This window comes from Tenacibaculum sp. ZH5_bin.1 (assembly GCF_042865525.1).
GTDB classification, from domain to species: Bacteria; Bacteroidota; Bacteroidia; order Flavobacteriales; family Flavobacteriaceae; genus Polaribacter; species Polaribacter mesophilus.
The window spans coordinates 133,496-152,217 of the sequence record NZ_JBEGIO010000005.1 but is presented as its reverse complement, the minus strand read 5'-3'; the positions used below and the strand labels follow the sequence as shown (position 1 = coordinate 152,217).

21 protein-coding genes are annotated in these 18,722 nt (G+C 31.8%); 15 read left to right on the top strand and 6 right to left on the bottom strand.

What is annotated here, in order from left to right; all coding sequences use genetic code 11:
• Nucleotides 1-133: 133 nt before the first annotated feature.
• Complete coding sequence (locus ABHQ57_RS13360) at nucleotides 134-1,699, bottom strand: hypothetical protein (RefSeq protein ID WP_073183724.1); 1,566 nt, start codon at nucleotides 1,697-1,699, stop codon at nucleotides 134-136.
• 132 nt (nucleotides 1,700-1,831) lie between these two features.
• Here ABHQ57_RS13360 and ABHQ57_RS13355 point away from each other — a divergent pair, with 132 nt between their 5' ends.
• From ABHQ57_RS13355 to ABHQ57_RS13320, 8 genes are all read left to right on the top strand, one after another.
• The gene (locus ABHQ57_RS13355) at nucleotides 1,832-3,007 is read left to right on the top strand and encodes a 2-isopropylmalate synthase (RefSeq protein ID WP_073183722.1); all 1,176 of its coding nucleotides are present in this window, start codon (nucleotides 1,832-1,834) and stop codon (nucleotides 3,005-3,007) included.
• The gene (gene leuC, locus ABHQ57_RS13350) at nucleotides 3,007-4,389 is read left to right on the top strand and encodes a 3-isopropylmalate dehydratase large subunit (RefSeq protein WP_073183719.1); all 1,383 of its coding nucleotides are present in this window, start codon (nucleotides 3,007-3,009) and stop codon (nucleotides 4,387-4,389) included. Before ABHQ57_RS13355 ends, leuC begins: the two co-directional genes overlap by 1 nt.
• The gene (gene leuD / locus ABHQ57_RS13345) at nucleotides 4,389-4,970 is read left to right on the top strand and encodes a 3-isopropylmalate dehydratase small subunit (protein WP_073183717.1); all 582 of its coding nucleotides are present in this window, start codon (nucleotides 4,389-4,391) and stop codon (nucleotides 4,968-4,970) included. The genes leuC and leuD overlap by 1 nt, the downstream gene beginning before the upstream one ends.
• A 10-nt stretch (nucleotides 4,971-4,980) precedes the next feature.
• Nucleotides 4,981-6,096, top strand: coding sequence for a 3-isopropylmalate dehydrogenase (gene leuB / locus ABHQ57_RS13340; protein ID WP_073183714.1), 1,116 nt, complete (start codon nucleotides 4,981-4,983; stop codon nucleotides 6,094-6,096).
• Between the two features lie 241 nt (nucleotides 6,097-6,337).
• A complete protein-coding gene (locus ABHQ57_RS13335) occupies nucleotides 6,338-7,210 on the top strand; it encodes a M57 family metalloprotease (protein ID WP_047789074.1) in 873 nt (290 codons plus the stop codon).
• 167 nt (nucleotides 7,211-7,377) lie between these two features.
• A complete protein-coding gene (locus ABHQ57_RS13330) occupies nucleotides 7,378-8,121 on the top strand; it encodes a hypothetical protein (RefSeq protein WP_196781612.1) in 744 nt (247 codons plus the stop codon).
• A 71-nt stretch (nucleotides 8,122-8,192) separates the two neighbouring features.
• The gene (locus ABHQ57_RS13325) at nucleotides 8,193-9,245 is read left to right on the top strand and encodes a sensor histidine kinase (protein ID WP_389863951.1); all 1,053 of its coding nucleotides are present in this window, start codon (nucleotides 8,193-8,195) and stop codon (nucleotides 9,243-9,245) included.
• A 2-nt stretch (nucleotides 9,246-9,247) separates the two neighbouring features.
• Nucleotides 9,248-10,030 (top strand): LytR/AlgR family response regulator transcription factor, encoded by a 783-nt coding sequence (locus ABHQ57_RS13320; protein ID WP_389863949.1) that lies wholly within the window; start codon nucleotides 9,248-9,250, stop codon nucleotides 10,028-10,030.
• 130 nt (nucleotides 10,031-10,160) lie between these two features.
• Here the strand turns inward: ABHQ57_RS13320 and ABHQ57_RS13315 are convergent, their stop codons facing one another.
• The 4 genes from ABHQ57_RS13315 to ABHQ57_RS13300 form a co-directional block, all read right to left on the bottom strand.
• Entirely contained in the window at nucleotides 10,161-10,529 is a 369-nt protein-coding gene (locus ABHQ57_RS13315; protein WP_047789070.1) for a nuclear transport factor 2 family protein, read from the bottom strand.
• An 11-nt stretch (nucleotides 10,530-10,540) separates the two neighbouring features.
• Entirely contained in the window at nucleotides 10,541-11,284 is a 744-nt protein-coding gene (locus ABHQ57_RS13310; protein WP_389863946.1) for an SDR family NAD(P)-dependent oxidoreductase, read from the bottom strand.
• Nucleotides 11,285-11,289: 5 nt separating this feature from the next.
• The gene (locus ABHQ57_RS13305; RefSeq protein WP_073183706.1) at nucleotides 11,290-11,484 is read right to left on the bottom strand and encodes a 4-oxalocrotonate tautomerase family protein; all 195 of its coding nucleotides are present in this window, start codon (nucleotides 11,482-11,484) and stop codon (nucleotides 11,290-11,292) included.
• 118 nt (nucleotides 11,485-11,602) lie between these two features.
• A complete protein-coding gene (locus ABHQ57_RS13300; protein WP_159611570.1) occupies nucleotides 11,603-12,166 on the bottom strand; it encodes a Crp/Fnr family transcriptional regulator in 564 nt (187 codons plus the stop codon).
• 986 nt (nucleotides 12,167-13,152) lie between these two features.
• Here ABHQ57_RS13300 and tssD point away from each other — a divergent pair.
• Genes tssD through ABHQ57_RS13265 form a run of 7 tightly spaced genes read left to right on the top strand, consistent with a single transcriptional unit; the run spans nucleotide 13,153 to nucleotide 16,695 of the window.
• Entirely contained in the window at nucleotides 13,153-13,638 is a 486-nt protein-coding gene (tssD, locus tag ABHQ57_RS13295; protein ID WP_281979899.1) for a type VI secretion system tube protein TssD, read from the top strand.
• Between the two features lies 1 nt (nucleotide 13,639).
• Entirely contained in the window at nucleotides 13,640-14,821 is a 1,182-nt protein-coding gene (locus ABHQ57_RS13290; protein ID WP_389863943.1) for a hypothetical protein, read from the top strand.
• Nucleotides 14,818-15,162: a hypothetical protein gene (locus ABHQ57_RS13285; protein WP_173360359.1), complete on the top strand. Its 345-nt coding sequence runs from the start codon at nucleotides 14,818-14,820 to the stop codon at nucleotides 15,160-15,162. Before ABHQ57_RS13290 ends, ABHQ57_RS13285 begins: the two co-directional genes overlap by 4 nt.
• A 7-nt stretch (nucleotides 15,163-15,169) precedes the next feature.
• On the top strand, nucleotides 15,170-15,529 hold the full coding sequence (locus tag ABHQ57_RS13280; RefSeq protein WP_389863941.1) for a hypothetical protein: 360 nt from the start codon (nucleotides 15,170-15,172) through the stop codon (nucleotides 15,527-15,529).
• A 29-nt stretch (nucleotides 15,530-15,558) separates the two neighbouring features.
• Nucleotides 15,559-15,891: a hypothetical protein gene (locus ABHQ57_RS13275; protein WP_047789060.1), complete on the top strand. Its 333-nt coding sequence runs from the start codon at nucleotides 15,559-15,561 to the stop codon at nucleotides 15,889-15,891.
• A gap of 28 nt (nucleotides 15,892-15,919) precedes the next feature.
• On the top strand, nucleotides 15,920-16,243 hold the full coding sequence (locus ABHQ57_RS13270) for a carboxypeptidase-like regulatory domain-containing protein (RefSeq protein WP_047789059.1): 324 nt from the start codon (nucleotides 15,920-15,922) through the stop codon (nucleotides 16,241-16,243).
• 23 nt (nucleotides 16,244-16,266) lie between these two features.
• Entirely contained in the window at nucleotides 16,267-16,695 is a 429-nt protein-coding gene (locus ABHQ57_RS13265; RefSeq protein ID WP_073183695.1) for a hypothetical protein, read from the top strand.
• A 273-nt stretch (nucleotides 16,696-16,968) separates the two neighbouring features.
• On the opposite strand, the gene ABHQ57_RS13260 is transcribed toward ABHQ57_RS13265, so the two are convergent.
• Nucleotides 16,969-18,672, bottom strand: coding sequence for a hypothetical protein (locus tag ABHQ57_RS13260; protein WP_389863938.1), 1,704 nt, complete (start codon nucleotides 18,670-18,672; stop codon nucleotides 16,969-16,971).
• Nucleotides 18,673-18,722: the final 50 nt, after the last annotated feature.

Here is an 18,722-nt window from a genome sequence, read left to right as displayed (position 1 = left end):
TAAGGTAAAACAAAATAGAAATGCTTAAACTATTAATTAGCATTCCGTTTTTGATTTTAGGTATTTACCAGTTATTTAAATTAGTTAACTTAATTGAAAATAATAAAGAGTATTTCAGGTTTAAATATCAATCTCAACACTTTTGAGAACTAACAAATTTCTCTTTAATAATTTGTGCCACAGGTTTATTTTCAATCTTACTTTCAAGCCAAGAAAGGATGTCTAAATATAAAAAGGCTCTTTTTTCATAAGGATGATTCTCATAAACCTTAAGGCGACTGTGTACTTTTTTTAACTCCTTTTTTATTTGATGCGGATATACATCTCCCAACGCTTTTATTGAAGAAATAAACTCTTTTTGAACCTCTTGTAAATTTTCCATTTTAAGTAAAAAACGATAGGTATCTTTAAACTGTCGCTCCAAATCATAATCCAAGCCACACTCGTAATGAGCAATTAAAGAAAGCACCCTAGCAAAACACTGTAAATCGTTAGCTACTTGAATATTTTTAGGTTTAATGATCTTATTTAAATACAAAATACACTCTTTGTTTTTACCCATACCAAAGTACAAACAAGCAATTTTATAGTAAAATACAACGATATGATGATTATCAAGACGATCCTTATAACTATTAATCTTATCATTAATAATAGCTACTAAATATTCACCCTCAGAAAAACTACCCTCTAAGAAATGTAAGTGCAATTTGTTAGCATAATAATATAGAAAAGTTAAGATTTCAGTATTGCTATTTTGCGGAATACTTTTTTCTTTAATTTCCTTTTCAAATAAAGAAAGCTCTTCTTTAAACTTATCATAATGCTTTATAAAAAATAAGCTCTCTAATAAGTAGTTTTTTCCTTTTAAATAAAAAACAGGATGCAAAGAAATATTCTTAGTATCATGCTTAAATAAATCTACCCATTTGTTAGCATACTTATAACACTGTAAAAAATCCTGCGTTAAAAAGCTATGCCACAAATGTGCTTTGTATAACCATAATTTTTCTCTAAAACCCAAGTCTTCATACGTATATTCAGGAAGTTTAGAGTAAAAATAAGTATTCACTCCTTGCAGCTCTTCATCGTTTTTTACGTAGCCATTTTTCAGCAACGTACCATACAATTGTAATGACAGATTAGATAACTTACTAGCAATAACATTTTGCATACTAAGCTCTTTTGCTTGAACAGTTAATTCGTCAGAACGTGTATCAATACTTCGGGTTATATACTGACTTTCAATAACCTTTTCAAGCTCAACAATTTCATAGGCAATATTCTTCTCTTCATTCTCAACCGCCATATTTTTTGCTTTGTCAAGCAGCTTTAAACTCTGTTTGTATAGTCCTTTTTGATATAAAACAGTAGCAAAATCTAACTGCTCACGTATTTGAATTCGAATGTTTTTATGAGAAGGATTCATACGAAGACTAATAAGTATTTGCTTGTATAAATGTGCTTTTAAGTTAGATAATTGCTGTTTACTAACCACACCGCTATCTATAATGGCCCTTTCGTTATAACTCTTTTGTTTTTCAAGCAATTTAAAAAGCGCAAAAAATTTCGCATCTACATTACCCCCTAAACGACCAACATATAAATTAAACTGACGTTTTTCTGACTTTGATAAAGACTTAATCAAAACAAACAAAGCATCATTTTGTTGATTGGAGAATGTAATTGGTTTACGCATAACTTTTTGTTTTTCAGTGTTTTGTTTTTGTTTTTTGTTGTTTTGATATCGTAACTAACCCATTAAAAAAGAGCTTGCTAGAAAAGCCAATATATACATTTGGTTTTTATTTTGATAATCATAGTTAGATTTATGCAAAGCGATAAAATTCAAATTTTCGATACCACATTACGAGACGGAGAGCAAGTCCCAGGATGTAAATTAGATACCCAACAAAAACTAATTATTGCAGAAAGACTCGATTTTTTAGGAGTTGATGTAATAGAAGCAGGTTTCCCAGTATCAAGCCCAGGAGATTTTACATCAGTACAAGAAATAGCTAAATTGGTTAAAAATGCTGCTGTTTGCGGATTAACAAGAGCCGTTAAAAAAGACATAGAAGTAGCAGCAGATGCTTTAAAGTTTGCTAACAAGCCTAGGATTCATACGGGGATTGGTACCAGTGATTCACATATTCAGTATAAATTTAATGCTTCGAAAGAAGAAGTGATTAGGCGAGCAAAAGAAGCTGTTTCGTATGCTAAAAACTTTGTAGGCGATGTGGAGTTTTATGCAGAAGATGCAGGTAGAACCGATAATGCTTTTTTAGCCAAAGTTTGTGAAGAAGTTATAAAATCAGGAGCAACAGTGTTGAATATTCCAGATACTACAGGGTATTGTTTACCTGAAGAATACGGAGCAAAAATTAAATACCTAAAAGACAATGTTAAAGGTATTGAAAATGTAATTATTTCTTGTCACTGCCATAACGATTTAGGATTGGCTACTGCAAATTCTATTGCAGGAGCTATCAATGGTGCACGTCAGATAGAATGTACGGTTAACGGAATAGGAGAGCGAGCAGGAAATACAGCATTAGAAGAGGTGGTGATGATTTTAAAGCAGCATCCATATTTAAATCTTCAAACAGATATCAATACCAAATTATTGTACGATACAAGTATGATGGTTCGCGAGCGTATGGGAATGCCTGTACAACCAAATAAAGCTATTGTAGGAGCAAATGCCTTTGCTCATAGTTCAGGAATTCATCAAGATGGAGTAATCAAGAACCGTGAAACCTATGAAATTATTGATCCAGCAGATGTAGGAGTTACAGAAAGTGCTATTGTATTAACTGCAAGAAGCGGAAGAGCAGCCTTAGCATACCGAGCAAAAAAGATAGGGTATGAGCTGACTAAAATTCAGTTAGATACAGCTTATAAAACATTCTTACAGTTTGCTGACAGACAAAAAGAAGTAATCGACGAAGACATTCATCAGATTATGAAACAAGTAAATAAAATTTCAAAAATAGCCATAGCTTAATGGGAAAGACATTATTTGATAAAGTATGGGATGCGCATGTGGTAGACACTGTTAAAGACGGACCGCAGATTTTATATATAGACAAACATTTAATTCATGAAGTAACGAGTCCGCAAGCATTTAATGAGTTAAAAGAGCGTAAGATTCCGATTGCACGACCAGACAAAACAGTAGCAACAGCCGATCATAATACGCCAACCGTAAATCAACATTTACCCATAAAAGACAAACTGTCAAGGCATCAACTAGAGCAGTTAACACAAAACTGTAAAGAAAATGATATTACTTTATATGGTTTAGGACATCGATATAATGGAATTGTACATGTAATGGCTCCCGAGTTAGGAATTACGCAACCAGGAATGACTATGGTTTGTGGAGATAGTCATACATCAACACACGGTGCTTTTGGTACCATTGCTTTTGGTATTGGAACAAGCCAAGTAGCTCAAGTATTTGCAAGTCAATGTTTGTTATTAGAAAAGCCAAAAAGTTTGCGTGTAAATGTAAACGGTAAGTTGAAAAAAGGAGTGCTACCTAAAGATGTAATCTTGTATATCATAGCACAATTAGGAACAAATTCAGGTACAGGATACTTCTGCGAATATGCAGGAAATGTGTTTGAAGAAATGTCTATGGAAGGACGTATGACTGTGTGTAATATGAGTATTGAAATGGGAGCCAGAGGCGGTATGATTGCTCCTGATGAAACCACTTTTGAATATGTAAAAGGACGTGAGTTTGCACCAAAAGGAGACGAGTTTGATAACAAAGTAGCCTATTGGAAAACATTAAAGACTGATAAAAGTGCAAAATTTGATAAAGAATACACTTTTAAGGCAGAAGACATAGAACCAATGCTTACCTACGGAACCAACCCAGGAATGGGAATAAAAATTTCAGAAAATATTCCCCAGTTTAATGATGTTTCCTTTGAAAAGTCATTACAATATATGAACTTTCAAAAAGGAGCATCATTAATAAATACGCCCGTTAACTATGTATTTATTGGAAGTTGCACAAACTCAAGAATAGAAGATTTTAGAGTTGCAGCAGACTATATAAAAGGAAAACAAAAAGCAGCAAATGTAAATGCGTGGTTAGTACCAGGTTCTCAACAAGTAGCAAAACAAATAAAGCTAGAAGGCTTACAAGAAGTTTTTGAAGCAGCAGGATTTCAATTACGACAACCAGGATGTTCAGCATGTTTAGCAATGAATGACGATAAAATACCAGAAGGAGAATACTGTGTATCAACTTCAAACAGAAACTTTGAAGGACGTCAGGGACAAGGAGCAAGAACCATTTTAGCAAGTCCGTTAATGGCAGCTGCTACGGCTGTTGAAGGAAAAATTACTGACTTTACAAAAGAATTAAACTAATGGAGAAATTTGTTAAACTAATAGATACCGCAGTACCACTACCAACCGAGAATATAGATACCGATCAAATTATACCTGCACGATTTTTAAAATCAACCAATAAAGAAGGATTCGGAGATAATGTATTTAGAGATTGGCGTTACAAAAAGAACGGAAGTATAAATGAAGACTTTGTTTTAAACAACAAAAATTATACTGGAAGTATCTTGATAGCAGGAGATAATTTTGGCTGTGGTTCAAGTAGAGAACATGCTGCATGGGCATTAGCGGGTTACGGATTTAAAGTAGTTATCAGTAGTTTTTTTGCGGATATATTTAAAGGAAATGCACTTAACAATGGAATATTACCAGTACAAGTACCCAAAGAATATTTAGCAAAACTGTTAAAAAAAGTAACTGAATTACCAGATACAACCATTATAGTAGATTTAGAAAATCAAACACTAAAAACACCTATAGGTAATGTAGATTTTGAAATCAATCCATACAAAAAGCTATGTATGATAAATGGTTACGACGATATAGATTTTTTAATCAGTAAAAAAGATACAATAACAGCTTTTGAAGCAACAATGAAATAAAAGTAAAAAGATGAAGTACAATATAACGGTAATACCAGGAGATGGAATAGGACCAGAAGTAACAGAACAGGCAAAAAAAGTGCTTAGAGCTGTTGGTAATGTGTTTGACCACACATTTTTATTTACAGAAACATTAATGGGAGCCTGTGCTATTGATAAAACAGGAAACCCGTTGCCAGATGAAACCATTGAATTGTGTAAAAAGAGTGATGCTATTTTATTTGGAGCTATTGGAGATCCAAAATACGATAATGACCCTACAGCAAAAGTACGTCCAGAACAAGGATTATTACGTTTAAGAAAAGAATTAGGATTGTTTTGTAATGTGCGTCCAGTAAAAGCATATGACACGTTACTTCATAATTCACCATTAAAGAAAGATAGAATTGAAGGAACCGATATTACTATTTATAGAGAATTGACTGGAGGAATTTATTTTGGAATTAAAGAGTTGAGTGACGACGGACAACATGCTTTTGACGGTTGTTCATACACCGTAGAAGAAATTGAACGAATGGCGCATTTAGCCTTTCAAGCAGCTCAAAAAAGACGTAAAAAACTAACATTGGTAGATAAAGCTAATGTATTAGAAACGTCAAGGTTATGGCGTAAAGCAGTAACAGCATTGGCAACACAATATCCAGATGTTGAAGTTGATTTCTTATTTGTAGATAATGCTGCAATGCAATTAATTTTAAATCCAAAACAGTTTGATGTAATTCTAACAGAAAATCTTTTCGGAGACATACTTTCAGATGAAGCAAGCGTTATAGGAGGTTCTATAGGTTTGTTAGCATCTGCTTCAGTAGGAAAAGAAAATGCACTATTTGAGCCTATTCATGGATCTTTTCCACAAGCAAAAGGAAAAGATATTGCAAATCCGTTAGCATCTATTTTATCGGCAGCAATGTTATTAGAGCATTTAGGTTTAATGCAAGAAGCTAAAGTAGTAGAAGTAGCCGTTCAAAAATCATTAGAATTAGGAATTACTACCGAAGATATCAATTCAGAGAATCCATTTTCTACTAGTAAAGTAGGAGATTTTATTGCGGACTACATCTATAATCAAGAAGATAGTGATATGAACTTCCAAAACATACACATGGGTCAAAGCACTATTATATAAGTTATAAATACTGTAAATTAACCGTAAACTTCCTTTAACCATTTCTGTTAAAGGAAGTTTTGTTTTTAAGTAATTGATATCGTGTTTTTTAATTGTTTAAAAAACCGCTTATTTGTTTGGTATTTAATATTTTATGATTTTTCTGTTTAAATATTCTTTTTTTTAACGTTTTTTTAGGTTTTATTTTAAATATTTAGTTCTAAAGTGTAGATTTACAGTGAATTATAAAACCCTTCATATTATGAAAAAAACAAAGTTAGCCCTAATTATGGGCTTGTCAGTAGGTGTGTTCTTCACCTCATGTTCAAGTGAAAACGAACAAATTAAAGAGCCGGATGCTATACTACAATATAGCGATAACCCAGGGCTCAAACCTGTACCTCAAGAGGTTGTTGATGCTGCAGCTAAATTAGAGTTAAATGTAGATCATATTCGTTATGATAATTTTTACTTTCCTGACGGAACATCAGAAGTGCGCTTATTTTTAGAAGAAGATGTAGTAATGACAGAACAAGAGTTATTTACTTTAGCAAAGGCTAAGGATGATAATCAATCTGGACGTCAATACTCAACCAATAACTTAGTATCTCAAGGTAGAAATATTTCTATTATAGGATATACAGGTGGTGGTGGATATGGTCTTTCTAGTAAAGAGCAAACAGCACTACAATGGGCGGTAGATAATTACAATAATTTAAGCGGAGTATCTATTAGTTTTACTTTAAGTTTTGGAACTGATTATTCCAATAAAGATATGGTAGTTTATCGTAATCCAAATCAATCTGGATCAGGTGGTAGCGCAGGTTTTCCAAGTGGAGGTTTACCTTACAAGTGGGTGCAAATCTACGGATTATCAGGGTACACAACAAATGTAAACGAGCATGTAATTACACATGAAATAGGACATTCAGTAGGATTTAGACATACTGATTGGTTTAGCCGTCAAAGTTGTGGACAAAACACTAACGAAGGAACTGCTGGTGTAGGAGCTAACCATGTGTCTGGTACACCAACAGGATACGATTCAACTTCAGTTATGTTAGCTTGCTTTAGCTCTAACGAAGACGGAGAGTTTAATGGTAACGATATTACAGCATTACAAAACATGTACTAAGAAATAACTAACCTTAATACATATTTTTAAACCACCGAATTAAAGTCGGTGGTTTTTTATTGTTTATATTCCTTAGTTTATCATTTATTTTCCTGAGTTTATAAAAAAGACGTTTTAAAGAATGTAAGCCTTAAATACTTTTGAGGTATCTAATTATAAAACATACCATGATGAACCCAAAAAGAGAACTTATTTTTTTAAGAACATTTGCAGTAAGTATAACAGCACTAATAGGAGTTTTAACTACTGTAGCCTTTAAAAATAAAGGAAATACACAATTTGATACCATTGACGTAAAAAGAATTAATATTATTGAAAATGACGGAACGGTAAAAATGCTTATTACTAACACAGCAAACTTTCCTGGCAAAGGCGATAAGATTAATGGAAGAGTATATCACGAAAGAAAAAAGAGGGCAGGAATGCTTTTTTATAATGAAGAAGGTATAGAGTGTGGTGGATTTATTTATGATGGTAAAAAAACTGAAAAAGGACATAGTTCAGGATTATCGTTAACGTTTGATCAATACGATGGAGACCAAGTAATGCAACTCATAACTACCGATGCTAAGAAAAATGGGAAAAGATACAAAGCAGGTAGGTTAGTGTTTAATGATCGAGGAGACAACGAAACCCAAGAAATGTCCCTAAAAATAGGAGAGGAATTAAAAGCAATCAATGATTTGGAAGAGAAAAGAGCTAAGTTTAAAGAATATCAACAAAAAGGAATGATAGGAGGAGTACCTAGGGTAGCTTTAGGACAAACACCAGGAAAACAAAATGGATTGTTTTTATATGACACTAATGGAAAAACAAGAGCTAAGTTTATTATAGACGAGGATAATAAAATAAAATTAGAAGCCTATGATGAGAAAGGAAATACAGTAAGTACTTGGCCAGAAGATAAATAGGAATGCTAGAGTTTGCGGTGAGATTCTTTCAAAGATTTCATCGCAAATTTGATATATTTGTGAGTACTGATATGAAAACAAACACATCCTTTTTTAGAGAAAATGCTACATTTTTAATCTTTCTCTTTACCTTTTGCTTAATATTTATTTTAAAAAATCAATTTGGGAATTCAGATTCTTGGAAAGATTTTATCTTTTACCCTGATGCTCCTTTTTGGTATTTTTTTAAAGCAGTTTTTATTTTTTGGTGGGTTAGTTTTATCAAAAAGAGTATTAATAAAAACTCAAAAAAGCAGACTTCATTAAGTAGGAGATATGTGCGTTTTTTTGGAATAGGCTTGTTAACATATTTAGTGATAGGAAATAGTTTTGGATTAATTGTCGCGTTCATTTTTGATACTTATTCCAGAAACTTTGGTTCTGTTTATCATATAATATACGTCAATATAAACTCTGTAATTGACTTTATTATTTTTGGTGGATTTTCATTAGCCTACTTGTATTACAAAGAAAATGTAGCGTATCAAAAACAGGTAGCTGCCTATGAAATAAGTAAAGCTAAAAACGAGATTACACAATTAAAAAACCAATTAAACCCTCACTTTCTATTCAATAATTTAAATGTTTTAGATCAGCTTATTGATGAAGACACGGAAAGAGCTTCTTTGTTTTTAAATCGATTTTCAGAGTTGTATAGGTATAGTTTACATAGTGCAGATAAGCAATTGGTTTCATTAAAAGAAGAGTTGTTTTTTGCAGAAGGATATTTTAAGCTAATGGAAGAAAAATATCAGGGGTATTATCAACTACACATAGCACCAGTATTGTATACAAAAAACATTGTAGTACCACCATTTTGTTTACAAGTTCTTATAGAAAATGCCATTACTCATAATAAAGGAACCTTTGAATTTCCTGTACAAATTACCATTACAGAAGATAAAGGAATTAAAGTAACGAATAACAAAGCGTTGTATTCTAAAAAAAGAAAAGGTAATGGAGTGGCATTGGCTAACCTATCAAAACAATTTGAATTGCTTGCTGAAAATACTATTAAGATACGCGAAACTGAAAAAAAGTTTGAAGTTGTTTTACCATTAATACTACCTCATAAACCTGTTTAGAAATGATAAAAGCACTTATAGTTGAAGATGAGTTACCAGCTAGAAAAAAGCTGAAAAAGTATATAGAAAGTTATCATAAACCTATTACTGTGGTAGAAGAGTTTGAAACAGTAGAAGAAGTGCTTCAGTTTTTTGAATCAACTTCTGATATTGACTTGATTTTTTCTGATATAGAGCTACGAGACGGTAATGTTTTTGATGCCTATAAAAAGCTAGCAATTCAAACACCAATTATATTTATAACAGCCTACAACCAGTTTTGGATGCATGCTTTTGAAACCAGTGGAATAGAGTATTTATTAAAACCGTATTCGTTTGAACGGTTTGAAAAAGCGGTATACAAGTACTCAAGCTTAAAAAACTCAATGAAGGTTGAAAGCGATCATAATGTTTTACAAAAATTAGATGCTTACTTAGCAAATCAAACAGCTCAAGCTCCTAAAAGCTATCAAGATTTTATCGCTGTTAAATCCTCTCAATATACCTATTTCTTAAAGGTGGATGAGGTAATGTATTTTCAAGCAGATTATGGAATTGTAACTGCATACGATATAAGTAATAAAAAGCATGTATTAAATCAATCTTCTTTAAAAGCATTAGAAGAAATGATAAATCCTAACGTGTTTTTTAAAATTAATAGAGGCGAACTACTCAATAGAAACTATATAGAAAAGATAAGTAGGTACAATAAAAATGTTGTGGCTATTAATCTAAAAAACAGCCAAACAATTTTAAAAACCAGTCAAAACAAAACAGCAGAGTTTACAAAGTGGTTAGGATTATAAAATAGGTGATTACGGTCATTCCGAACGATAGTGAGGAATCTCTATCAAATGAGAAAAATTATTAGGCTTGTTGTTAGTAATAAAAACAAAGCGGTTTAGATAAACATCCAAACCGCTTTTGTTTATAAGGTTATTCTACATGCGTAAAAACCTTAGCTACAATTTTCCATTCATTCTCTATTTTGTTTAGAGATAAATAGTCATAGTAATTATAACCCAACATAGGTACATGTAACTTTGCCATGGCTATTTTCCCCATAATATCAACCCCTACAATTTTCATGTTAAAAGTTTCTTTTAAATCATTTGGACTTTGCCTGTTAGCAACCCCTTCAATATAATTTTCAGAACTTTTAAAATAGTCAGCGCCTTTAATATCTCCATAAATAGGAGTATTGTTATGAAAGCATGATTGAAGTTTTTGAGTATCTCCATAAAAAATACCCTCAAAGTAGTTCGTTACTAAAAGTTCTATTGCTGTTATATTCTCTTTATACATCTTTTTTAGTTTTAAATGGCATGACCAACGGTGTGACCACCAGCCACATTCATAGTTTCACCTGTAACAAAATTTGAAAAAGCTAAATAGTAAGCAGCTTCAGCAATATCAGTTACCTCACCAATACGGTTTAACAAGTGTAACCCAGCTAAACTATCAGCGTCTTCAATACCTATTTTGCTTTGTAGCGGACTTCTAATAATACCCGGAGCAATTGTGTTTACTTTGATATTATCATTTCCAAACTCAGCAGCGAGTTGTCTGGTTAAGGTATGAATTGCACCTTTGCTCATTAAAGGAGCAGTAGCAGGGAAACCAGCTATAGCATGATCTACTAAAACAGTTCCTATATTTATAATAGCTCCATTTTTTTGTGCTACCATACTCGGAATAACAGCTTGAGAGGCAAAATAAGTTCCTTTTAAATTCACATTCCAGTACAACTCTAAATCGCTTTCTTCAACCTCTAAAAAAGGTTTAGGAGCAAAGATTCCTGCGTTGTTAATGAGTACATCTATACTATTGAATTTTTCTAAAGCTAAGACTACTAATTGTTTACTTGTTTCTTGTTTACTAATGTCTCCAACAAGAAGCACAGCGTTTAACGGACTACCTAACTCTTTATAAGCTTTTTGTAGGTTTTCTTCATTAGAAGCATTCATTACTACATTGCATCCTTTTTCTATAAAAAGTTTAGCAATTTCTTTACCAATACCTGTTGAAGCTCCTGTAATAATTGCAGTTTTGTTCTTCATGAGTCTTATTTTTTAGTTCCTAAATACTGTTTACCATCGTGCCCCCAATTACCCATAGGAACTTCTTCAATAACAATATGGGTAGTTGCAGGATTTTTTTGGAGTACATCAACTAAAAGCTGCGTTGTTCCTTCAATAAGTTGACGTTTTTGTTCTTGGGTTACCTGTTCGTCGGTAACTTTAATGTTTACAAAAGGCATAATAATATGTTTTAAAATTATACTACAAAGTTGCAGTGGACGTACAACTTTAGACAGGAGCTATGTCACACCTTTAAAGTGATGTATGTCACATGCAAACAATAAGAAATATTAAAAACTAAGAATTAAGCCTGCTAAGAGTTTCTCTAGAAACCCCTAAATAAGCAGCAATCATTTTTTTAGGAACCCGTTGAAAAAGGGTAGGGTATTGTTCTAACAGTTGGTCGTATCGTTCTTTTGCAGAATTTTGTAAGAGCGATACAATTCTTTTTTGAAGAGCTATTCTGCCCATTTTACTCTTTTTAGCCCAAAAACGTTCCATTTTGTGCAAAGAGGCAGTTAGTTTATCACGGTTTTCATAAGTGATATACAACAATTCACAATCTTCAATACAATCAATTGCTGTTTTAGAAGGTAGTTGCTTTACAAATGATTCATAATCGGTAATCCACCAATTTTCCATAGCAAATTGAAGAATATGCTCTTTACCGCTATCTTCAATAAAATAGCTCTTTACACAACCTTTAACCACCCAATATTCTTTATTGGCAGTTTCGCCCTCTTGCAGTAAATATTGATGTTTACGTTTAGTAATAGGCTGAAAAAAACTTAGAATATAGGCGAATTCCTCATCAGTAAGAGGTATAATTTCTTCAATATGTTGTCGTAAAGGATGTGTCATTAAGACGGTACTATTTTCTTTTTACTATATGCAAATATAGCTGTAAAGTAAGTAGTATAAGTAAAAATACTTTTACAAACCATCATTCCGAGGAAGGTATGACGAAGTAATCTATTTATTTAGAGTCCCAAACATAAAAACTACACGTTTGTCTCATAACAACGTTATAAAGAGAAGTTTTTCCTCAAAGATTATTGTGGTATTCTTTTTCTTGATAAAAAGAAACAAAAATCAAGACTTACAATAAAATCGTGAGAAAATACTACGACATCCTCCACTGATAAAAAGAACTCGCTATCGCTCAAACAGCTTTTTATCTTACATCCATCACTGCTGTCTTGATTTTCAAAGAATTTCTTGTAGGTCACAAGACATACAGTTATTCCGAACGTCACTGAAATTAAGATATATTTTAATTGAAAGTATGTTGCAAAGCAACTGAGAAGGAATCTCATTGAAAAGTGTTACTCTTTTTTTATTGTAATCACTGTCAGTTCGAGTGATTTTTATTGAGTGATAACGAAATAAAAATAGTATCGAGAACTATTAGAAAACTTCTCGATACAAAATTATTTTTATTTCATTTCAATAATTTTACTCGAAGTGACACTGGATGATAAAAAGAATATAGAAAAAAGAGAATAGAACAAAGACCTATAAATAAGTCTTTACTCTAACAGCGAAGCGGTCTATTCTCTTGGCTCTAAAAAACAACCGTCATAACGAGTAGCAATAGCGACGTAGTTATCTCATTATTTAAAATCCATACGCTAACAACCAAGCATTCTTTCAAAGTATTTAACCTTAAATAAAGTTAGTAGAAGTACCTATTAAGTACAAACAAAGTACACGCTCCGTATTTGCTTAGTACAAAGAGATTTAATAATAAATATGCTAGCTTTTTAAATAGAAAAATTGTAGGTTTGATACGTTGAAATTGCTAAAGATTACTTCAACAAGAAAAAAATATAACTAAAAAAGATGCTATGAAATATAGAACTATGCTGTTGTTTAATAACAGAGAGATAGAAGTACTAACCTATAACTTTGGTTTTAATAGAAATATAAACGTTTCTGACCAACCCACAAGCTCCGCTAACTTTGTAGGTTTAGAATTAGAAATAGAATCAGGTAGTAATACTGATTTTGAAGAGTGGGCTTGTAAAGAAAATGCTATAGACCAACTAGAGTTAAAAATATACTACCCATATTTAAAAGGAGGTTCTAAAACAATGACTTTTTTTGATTGCTACCTTAAAAAGTTTGAAACTATTTTTTCTAATACAAACGACCAGCCTATAAAAGACCGATTAATTATTACGTGTGCAGGAGTAAAAATGCCTAATTCTTCGATAGAATATTCTACGTACTGGAGAAAAACACTTTCTGGAGCACAAAAAGAAGTAACTAATAATGGCAGTACCGTTTCTAGTGACGGTACAAACTTTAGTGTAACCCCAAAATTATCGTAATATGCCAAGTTTTGTCCCCCTAGGAATAGCTGATTACAGCGGAAATAGTGAAAGAGGCTTTGTACAATTTACTTACCAAATAGCCGATAATAATGCCAAGGAACTAACGCTACAAATTAGAGATGGAAGCTCGGTGATTTTTGAAGAAAAAATAACTGATGCTAACAAGCTAAAACAAGGAGAACACATTTGGAAATGGGATGGGTTTGATAGTGGAGGAATTTTAGACACTGCTAAACTAACACAATACGAAAATTTAAACTTGTATACTATTGGCGTAGATAACTCAAATAACTATAGCAGAAAAAAGTTAGATTTTAGTATGCGTTACGATGAGGTTAAATGGGTAGATGTAAAGATTGATAAAAACTCTAAAAGAATAGATGTTACATTACGTGTTAACTTAAAAGATGGAGGAGCAAGAGGAATAGAGTGTAAAGAGGTTATTCATAGAGATCATCTTAACCCAGGAATGAGAACTTCAAAAGAAGTATGTCCTTGGGATAAAATACCACAAAAAACATTGTCAGATTATGGTAAAATTCCTATTAAGAGTATAACAAAAAGCTTTGAAGATTTAGAAAAATTAGCTTTGGAAGGGTTAAACTATCATTGGGGTAGAAACAGGAATCACTACATAGCAAAAGATGTTGATATTGACGGTGAAAAATATGAAGTTTATGTAAACGCAATAAATACAACACAGAAAACAATGGATGATGTTAGTTTAATTTTTAATACTAATAATTCTTGGATGCGTTCAGGAAATCCAGGAACCGTTGAAGATCCAATATCTTACGCGGGAAATATTTTTTCTAGAGAAGCTATTTGTTATAATGTAGGTTATATTAAATATTCGAAAAAGTGGGCATACCAGAGAATAGGAAATGAAGATGTTCAATTTAAGGATACATCAGCTCACGAAATAGGACACACTATTTTAAAAGCATATGGAGGAACTTTTTACAGCTACGGTCATAAAGGAAGTGTAAATACGGTATTTCAATTTCGTAAATCATCAGCACCAAGAATTCCTTTAGAAGGAGAAATAGATATAATGCCGTATTATAGAGAAAACGAGCTAGGAGAATGGTATAACCAACCCAATTATCATAAAAGAAGAGTTGCATCTACAAAAGATGTTTTAAGTTTAATATGGTTAACTAAAATAAAATTAAAATGAAAATCCACCATTCATTATTAGCTTTTATCTTTTTAATACAAAGCTGTAATACTAACTATAGCGGATATATCTATGATATAGATACAAAAGAACCCATAAAAGGTGTTAAAGTATGTAGTTTACAAGATGATAAATTAACTCAAACAGATGAGAAAGGTTTTTTTACTCTAAAAGAAGAAACATTAATAGGGAATGAAATCATCTTAAAAAAAGATAACTATAGGATAGATACATTGCCTGTATACAGTACTCATAATGGAGAGTTTATAAGTAGAAACTTTACTGGAGATACTATTTATTTAATTAGTCATAAAAGTAAATACATCAAGTATTTTCAATAAAATAAAAATGAGATTCTATTACTTACTATTAATAGCACTTATTTTGAATTCTTGTTCGTCAAGAATAGAAAGACCCGAAATTAAAGGAACACTATACGATTCTTTAACATACAAACCAGTTAAAGGAGTATTGATACAGATTGATGATGAACAGATAAAGTCCGATAACCAAGGAAAGTTTACCATACAGAGAGTAAAGAAAAGAGTGATGTTTAATTTTGAAGGCGGGCATGTTCCTTTATTTTATTCAATGGAATTAAAACATCCAAAATACAAGAGTATCAAAATTGAAAAAGGAACAAGAGGAAGTTTTGGAGAAGAAACAATATTGTATGATTCAATCTTCCTAAAACCACTTGAAAAGTAAGCGTATTCTAGACATGTTATGTAGCTAAAATGAAAAACGTATTATTACTAACATTATTACTTTTAACAGTTTCTTGCAAACAAGAACTATGTGATTGTTACCACGGCTATGTATTAGATGAAAACAAAGAGCCAATAAATAAAGTAAAAATAATAGAAAGCTCATCTTATTCACAGTATACCTATTCTAAAAGTGATGGCTATTTTTATCTAAATAGAAAAGCAGATTTTATTAGTGAATTAATTTTTGTTAAAGAAGGTTATATCTCAGATACTATTTCTCCTTATACAGCGAACAGAAGAGGAGATAAATCGTTATTCGTTCATAGAAAAGACACTTTATTTATGAAGAGGAAAGAATAAAATGAGAAAACTTCTATTCATATTTTTCATGGCTTTATTATTATCCTGTAAAGAAAAAAGACTTTTTCATCACGGGGTTATTTTAGATGAAGATAACAGAGCTTTACCAAATGTAAAAGTAAAAGAATTGGACTTTAATAATTCAACATTATCTGATTCTAAAGGGTATTTCAAATTAAAAAAAGACATCAACTTTATTTCTAAATTATCCTTTTCCAAAAAAGGCTATAAAACTAAGATAGTAAGAACGGTTTGGACTCATAGTGGTGAAGTAGTAGGGTACACATTTCTAAATAAAAAAGCAGATACTATAACTTTAAAGAAGAAAGCAATACTTCCTTTAGAAGACTAAGGTTAGGTTCTAATAAATAAAACATGGTAAAAATTTTCCTCATACTATTTGCACTAGGTTCTTTAATATTAATTCTTAGTTCTCGATTTAGAAAACAAAAGCTATATTTAAAAGTACTTATTTACCTCTCTTTTACTATTGTATCAGTTTTTACATTCTCTATAACAATTATATATTTATGGAACTCTAGTGAAGATTATCACCAACGAAGGCATTTTATGGGGATTTGGAATATACAAGTTTTAAATACTACGGAAACCCTGATAAAAAACGTTAAAGTAATTAATCTAAGAGAACCAACAGATACAATTATATCAGATATTGATGGAACTGTAAATCTATATGAGTTTAGAGAAGGCTTGGTAGTACTTCAGGCAGAAGGCTATATTCCAGACACCATAAATGTAGCTGAAATGCCAAGTACAAAGGTGTATTTAAATAAGCTAAAATAAGTTTCTTTTTATCCTCATTACGAGGAGGATACGACGAAGTAATTTGTTTATTTAGAACTCAAAACTTAGAGATTGCTTCATTATCACTCGCAATGACGTTAACAAATAACGATAGAGAGGAATCTTATTAAAAGGTGTAACTCATTGCCTTGAGACCTCTCACATAGGTTCGAGGTGACACCATGAAATTAGAATTTTGTTAGATTTTAATAGAACTCATAAAACTGTTATATAAAAAGAGGTTATTCTTAACAAATAACCTCTTTTTATGTATTATTTCTTTACTGTTCTTGACCCTAAGGAGAACTTATACCCGAATTGAAACTGATAAAAAGCCTCATCGCTTTCGCTTCCTTTGTAATTATAGGTTACTAATCTTGCAAAAATAGCTTGATTTGGGTTTTTGTTAGGGTGATAAAACACCTCTGCTTGATTTTTTACTACGGGCACTTTAAAGTCTAAATCTATAGTGCTAGAGCCGTTATAGTTTTTGTAATCAAACCAGTGAAACCCCAGTTTGTAATTGAATCCGAAGTTGTTAAATCGTTTTGACGACATATTAACCCCCCATCCATAACTAACTGCTTTTATATTCTCTACTCCTTGGGTATCATTTTGAACTCTTGTAAGATTATAATCAGCTGCAGCAAACAAACCTATTCTCATAGGATAACTCTTTTGATATATCTCAAATAAATTCATCTCACCACCAACAGTTAAAAAGCGTTTTTCTACCAAATCTAATGTATTTCCTATTACACCACCTGTTGCAGCAACTAACCCTTTATCTTCTTCAAACTTAGCGTAGTGTACGTATGGGGTAATCGATTTAAAATACTCAAATTGGATAGAAGATATATACCTAGAGAAAATAGGAAAGTTGCTAATGCTCCTTGAAAAAGGAAGCATATAAAACTTTGCATTTCCTTCTAGTTGCACTAAACCATTATCAGACTCTCCAAAGAGTGCTAAAAAGTCGGTATAAGCGCGTAGTTCTACTATTTTATCTAAGTAAGTATCTTGTTTTATTTGATAGGTTGCCGCTGTAGTTAAATTGGTTTCATTTCCATCAATATCTTCTTTAGGCAGTTCTAACGTTAAATCGTATGGTATGTAGTTATTTCCTATTTTGTACTTATACATCAGTACATCACTTAAACGAATGCGAAGGTCTTTAAATTCTGCTTCATCAACATTGGTTGTTGGTTGTTTTTGTGAATAAAAAAGGTAGTTTTTTCTTGCCCAATGACTATACCTTAGAAAACTCACACCTTTATAATTTTCAAATAATAACAAACTTCCCTTATATTCTACCAATACCTGTATATCAGCAAAACTACCATCACGCACTTCTATATCTATCTTTTTAAATTTATACGTATATTTTTCCTCATCTTGACGTTCAAATTTATTATTATAAAAACAAAACTCCTGTCCATCTTTAGGTATCGTAATATCCCCTAGGTAAGTTTCTTGATTTACTTGTTTTAATACCTGATTGAACACCTTTTTCTCTCTAGATGTCTTCTCAGCTCCGTTAATATCTTCACTAATAATTATATTTTCATTAAAATAACTATAGGTTACAGGTTCTTCTACCGTTTCTTCTTGTTCAGCTTCTTTGGCTATGGTTTCTCGTGTAGGTGGTTCTTTATAAGGAAACCAACTAGCTATTGAATCTGCAGGAATGTTGGTACACACGTTTTTATAGCTAGTAAACTTAGCATAGGTAAGGTTTAGTGAATCTATATACGCTTTTCTATCCTTAATTAAAGTACTAAGCTTGTCTAAGCTTTCTTGGGTAATCGACTTTTTGGTTTCGTCTATTTCTTGCTTCTTTTCTTCTAATGTTTTGTTGTAGTTTTCATAAGTACTACTCAACTTTTTAATTTCAAATTCACAGTTAATAGTTTGTGTTTGTCCGTTAATGCATAGCACATAAAAAAAGAGTGCTAAGCAAGTGCTTAGGGTTTTCATAATTTTTAGTTAGTTTGGTTAGTTATTTTTTTGTGCACATACAGTTACAA

Excerpts from the sequence above, each read along its gene's own strand:
- ABHQ57_RS13360 (WP_073183724.1), bottom strand. The coding sequence starts at position 1,699 with ATGCGTAAACCAATTACATTCTCCAATCAACAAAATGATGCTTTGTTT.
- ABHQ57_RS13355 (WP_073183722.1), top strand. The coding sequence starts at position 1,832 with ATGCAAAGCGATAAAATTCAAATTTTCGATACCACATTACGAGACGGA.
- leuC (WP_073183719.1), top strand. The coding sequence starts at position 3,007 with ATGGGAAAGACATTATTTGATAAAGTATGGGATGCGCATGTGGTAGAC.
- leuD (WP_073183717.1), top strand. The coding sequence starts at position 4,389 with ATGGAGAAATTTGTTAAACTAATAGATACCGCAGTACCACTACCAACC.
- leuB (WP_073183714.1), top strand. The coding sequence starts at position 4,981 with ATGAAGTACAATATAACGGTAATACCAGGAGATGGAATAGGACCAGAA.
- ABHQ57_RS13335 (WP_047789074.1), top strand. The coding sequence starts at position 6,338 with ATGAAAAAAACAAAGTTAGCCCTAATTATGGGCTTGTCAGTAGGTGTG.
- ABHQ57_RS13330 (WP_196781612.1), top strand. The coding sequence starts at position 7,378 with ATGATGAACCCAAAAAGAGAACTTATTTTTTTAAGAACATTTGCAGTA.
- ABHQ57_RS13325 (WP_389863951.1), top strand. The coding sequence starts at position 8,193 with ATGAAAACAAACACATCCTTTTTTAGAGAAAATGCTACATTTTTAATC.
- ABHQ57_RS13320 (WP_389863949.1), top strand. The coding sequence starts at position 9,248 with ATGATAAAAGCACTTATAGTTGAAGATGAGTTACCAGCTAGAAAAAAG.
- ABHQ57_RS13315 (WP_047789070.1), bottom strand. The coding sequence starts at position 10,529 with ATGTATAAAGAGAATATAACAGCAATAGAACTTTTAGTAACGAACTAC.
- ABHQ57_RS13310 (WP_389863946.1), bottom strand. The coding sequence starts at position 11,284 with ATGAAGAACAAAACTGCAATTATTACAGGAGCTTCAACAGGTATTGGT.
- ABHQ57_RS13305 (WP_073183706.1), bottom strand. The coding sequence starts at position 11,484 with ATGCCTTTTGTAAACATTAAAGTTACCGACGAACAGGTAACCCAAGAA.
- ABHQ57_RS13300 (WP_159611570.1), bottom strand. The coding sequence starts at position 12,166 with ATGACACATCCTTTACGACAACATATTGAAGAAATTATACCTCTTACT.
- tssD (WP_281979899.1), top strand. The coding sequence starts at position 13,153 with ATGAAATATAGAACTATGCTGTTGTTTAATAACAGAGAGATAGAAGTA.
- ABHQ57_RS13290 (WP_389863943.1), top strand. The coding sequence starts at position 13,640 with ATGCCAAGTTTTGTCCCCCTAGGAATAGCTGATTACAGCGGAAATAGT.
- ABHQ57_RS13285 (WP_173360359.1), top strand. The coding sequence starts at position 14,818 with ATGAAAATCCACCATTCATTATTAGCTTTTATCTTTTTAATACAAAGC.
- ABHQ57_RS13280 (WP_389863941.1), top strand. The coding sequence starts at position 15,170 with ATGAGATTCTATTACTTACTATTAATAGCACTTATTTTGAATTCTTGT.
- ABHQ57_RS13275 (WP_047789060.1), top strand. The coding sequence starts at position 15,559 with ATGAAAAACGTATTATTACTAACATTATTACTTTTAACAGTTTCTTGC.
- ABHQ57_RS13270 (WP_047789059.1), top strand. The coding sequence starts at position 15,920 with ATGGCTTTATTATTATCCTGTAAAGAAAAAAGACTTTTTCATCACGGG.
- ABHQ57_RS13265 (WP_073183695.1), top strand. The coding sequence starts at position 16,267 with ATGGTAAAAATTTTCCTCATACTATTTGCACTAGGTTCTTTAATATTA.
- ABHQ57_RS13260 (WP_389863938.1), bottom strand. The coding sequence starts at position 18,672 with ATGAAAACCCTAAGCACTTGCTTAGCACTCTTTTTTTATGTGCTATGC.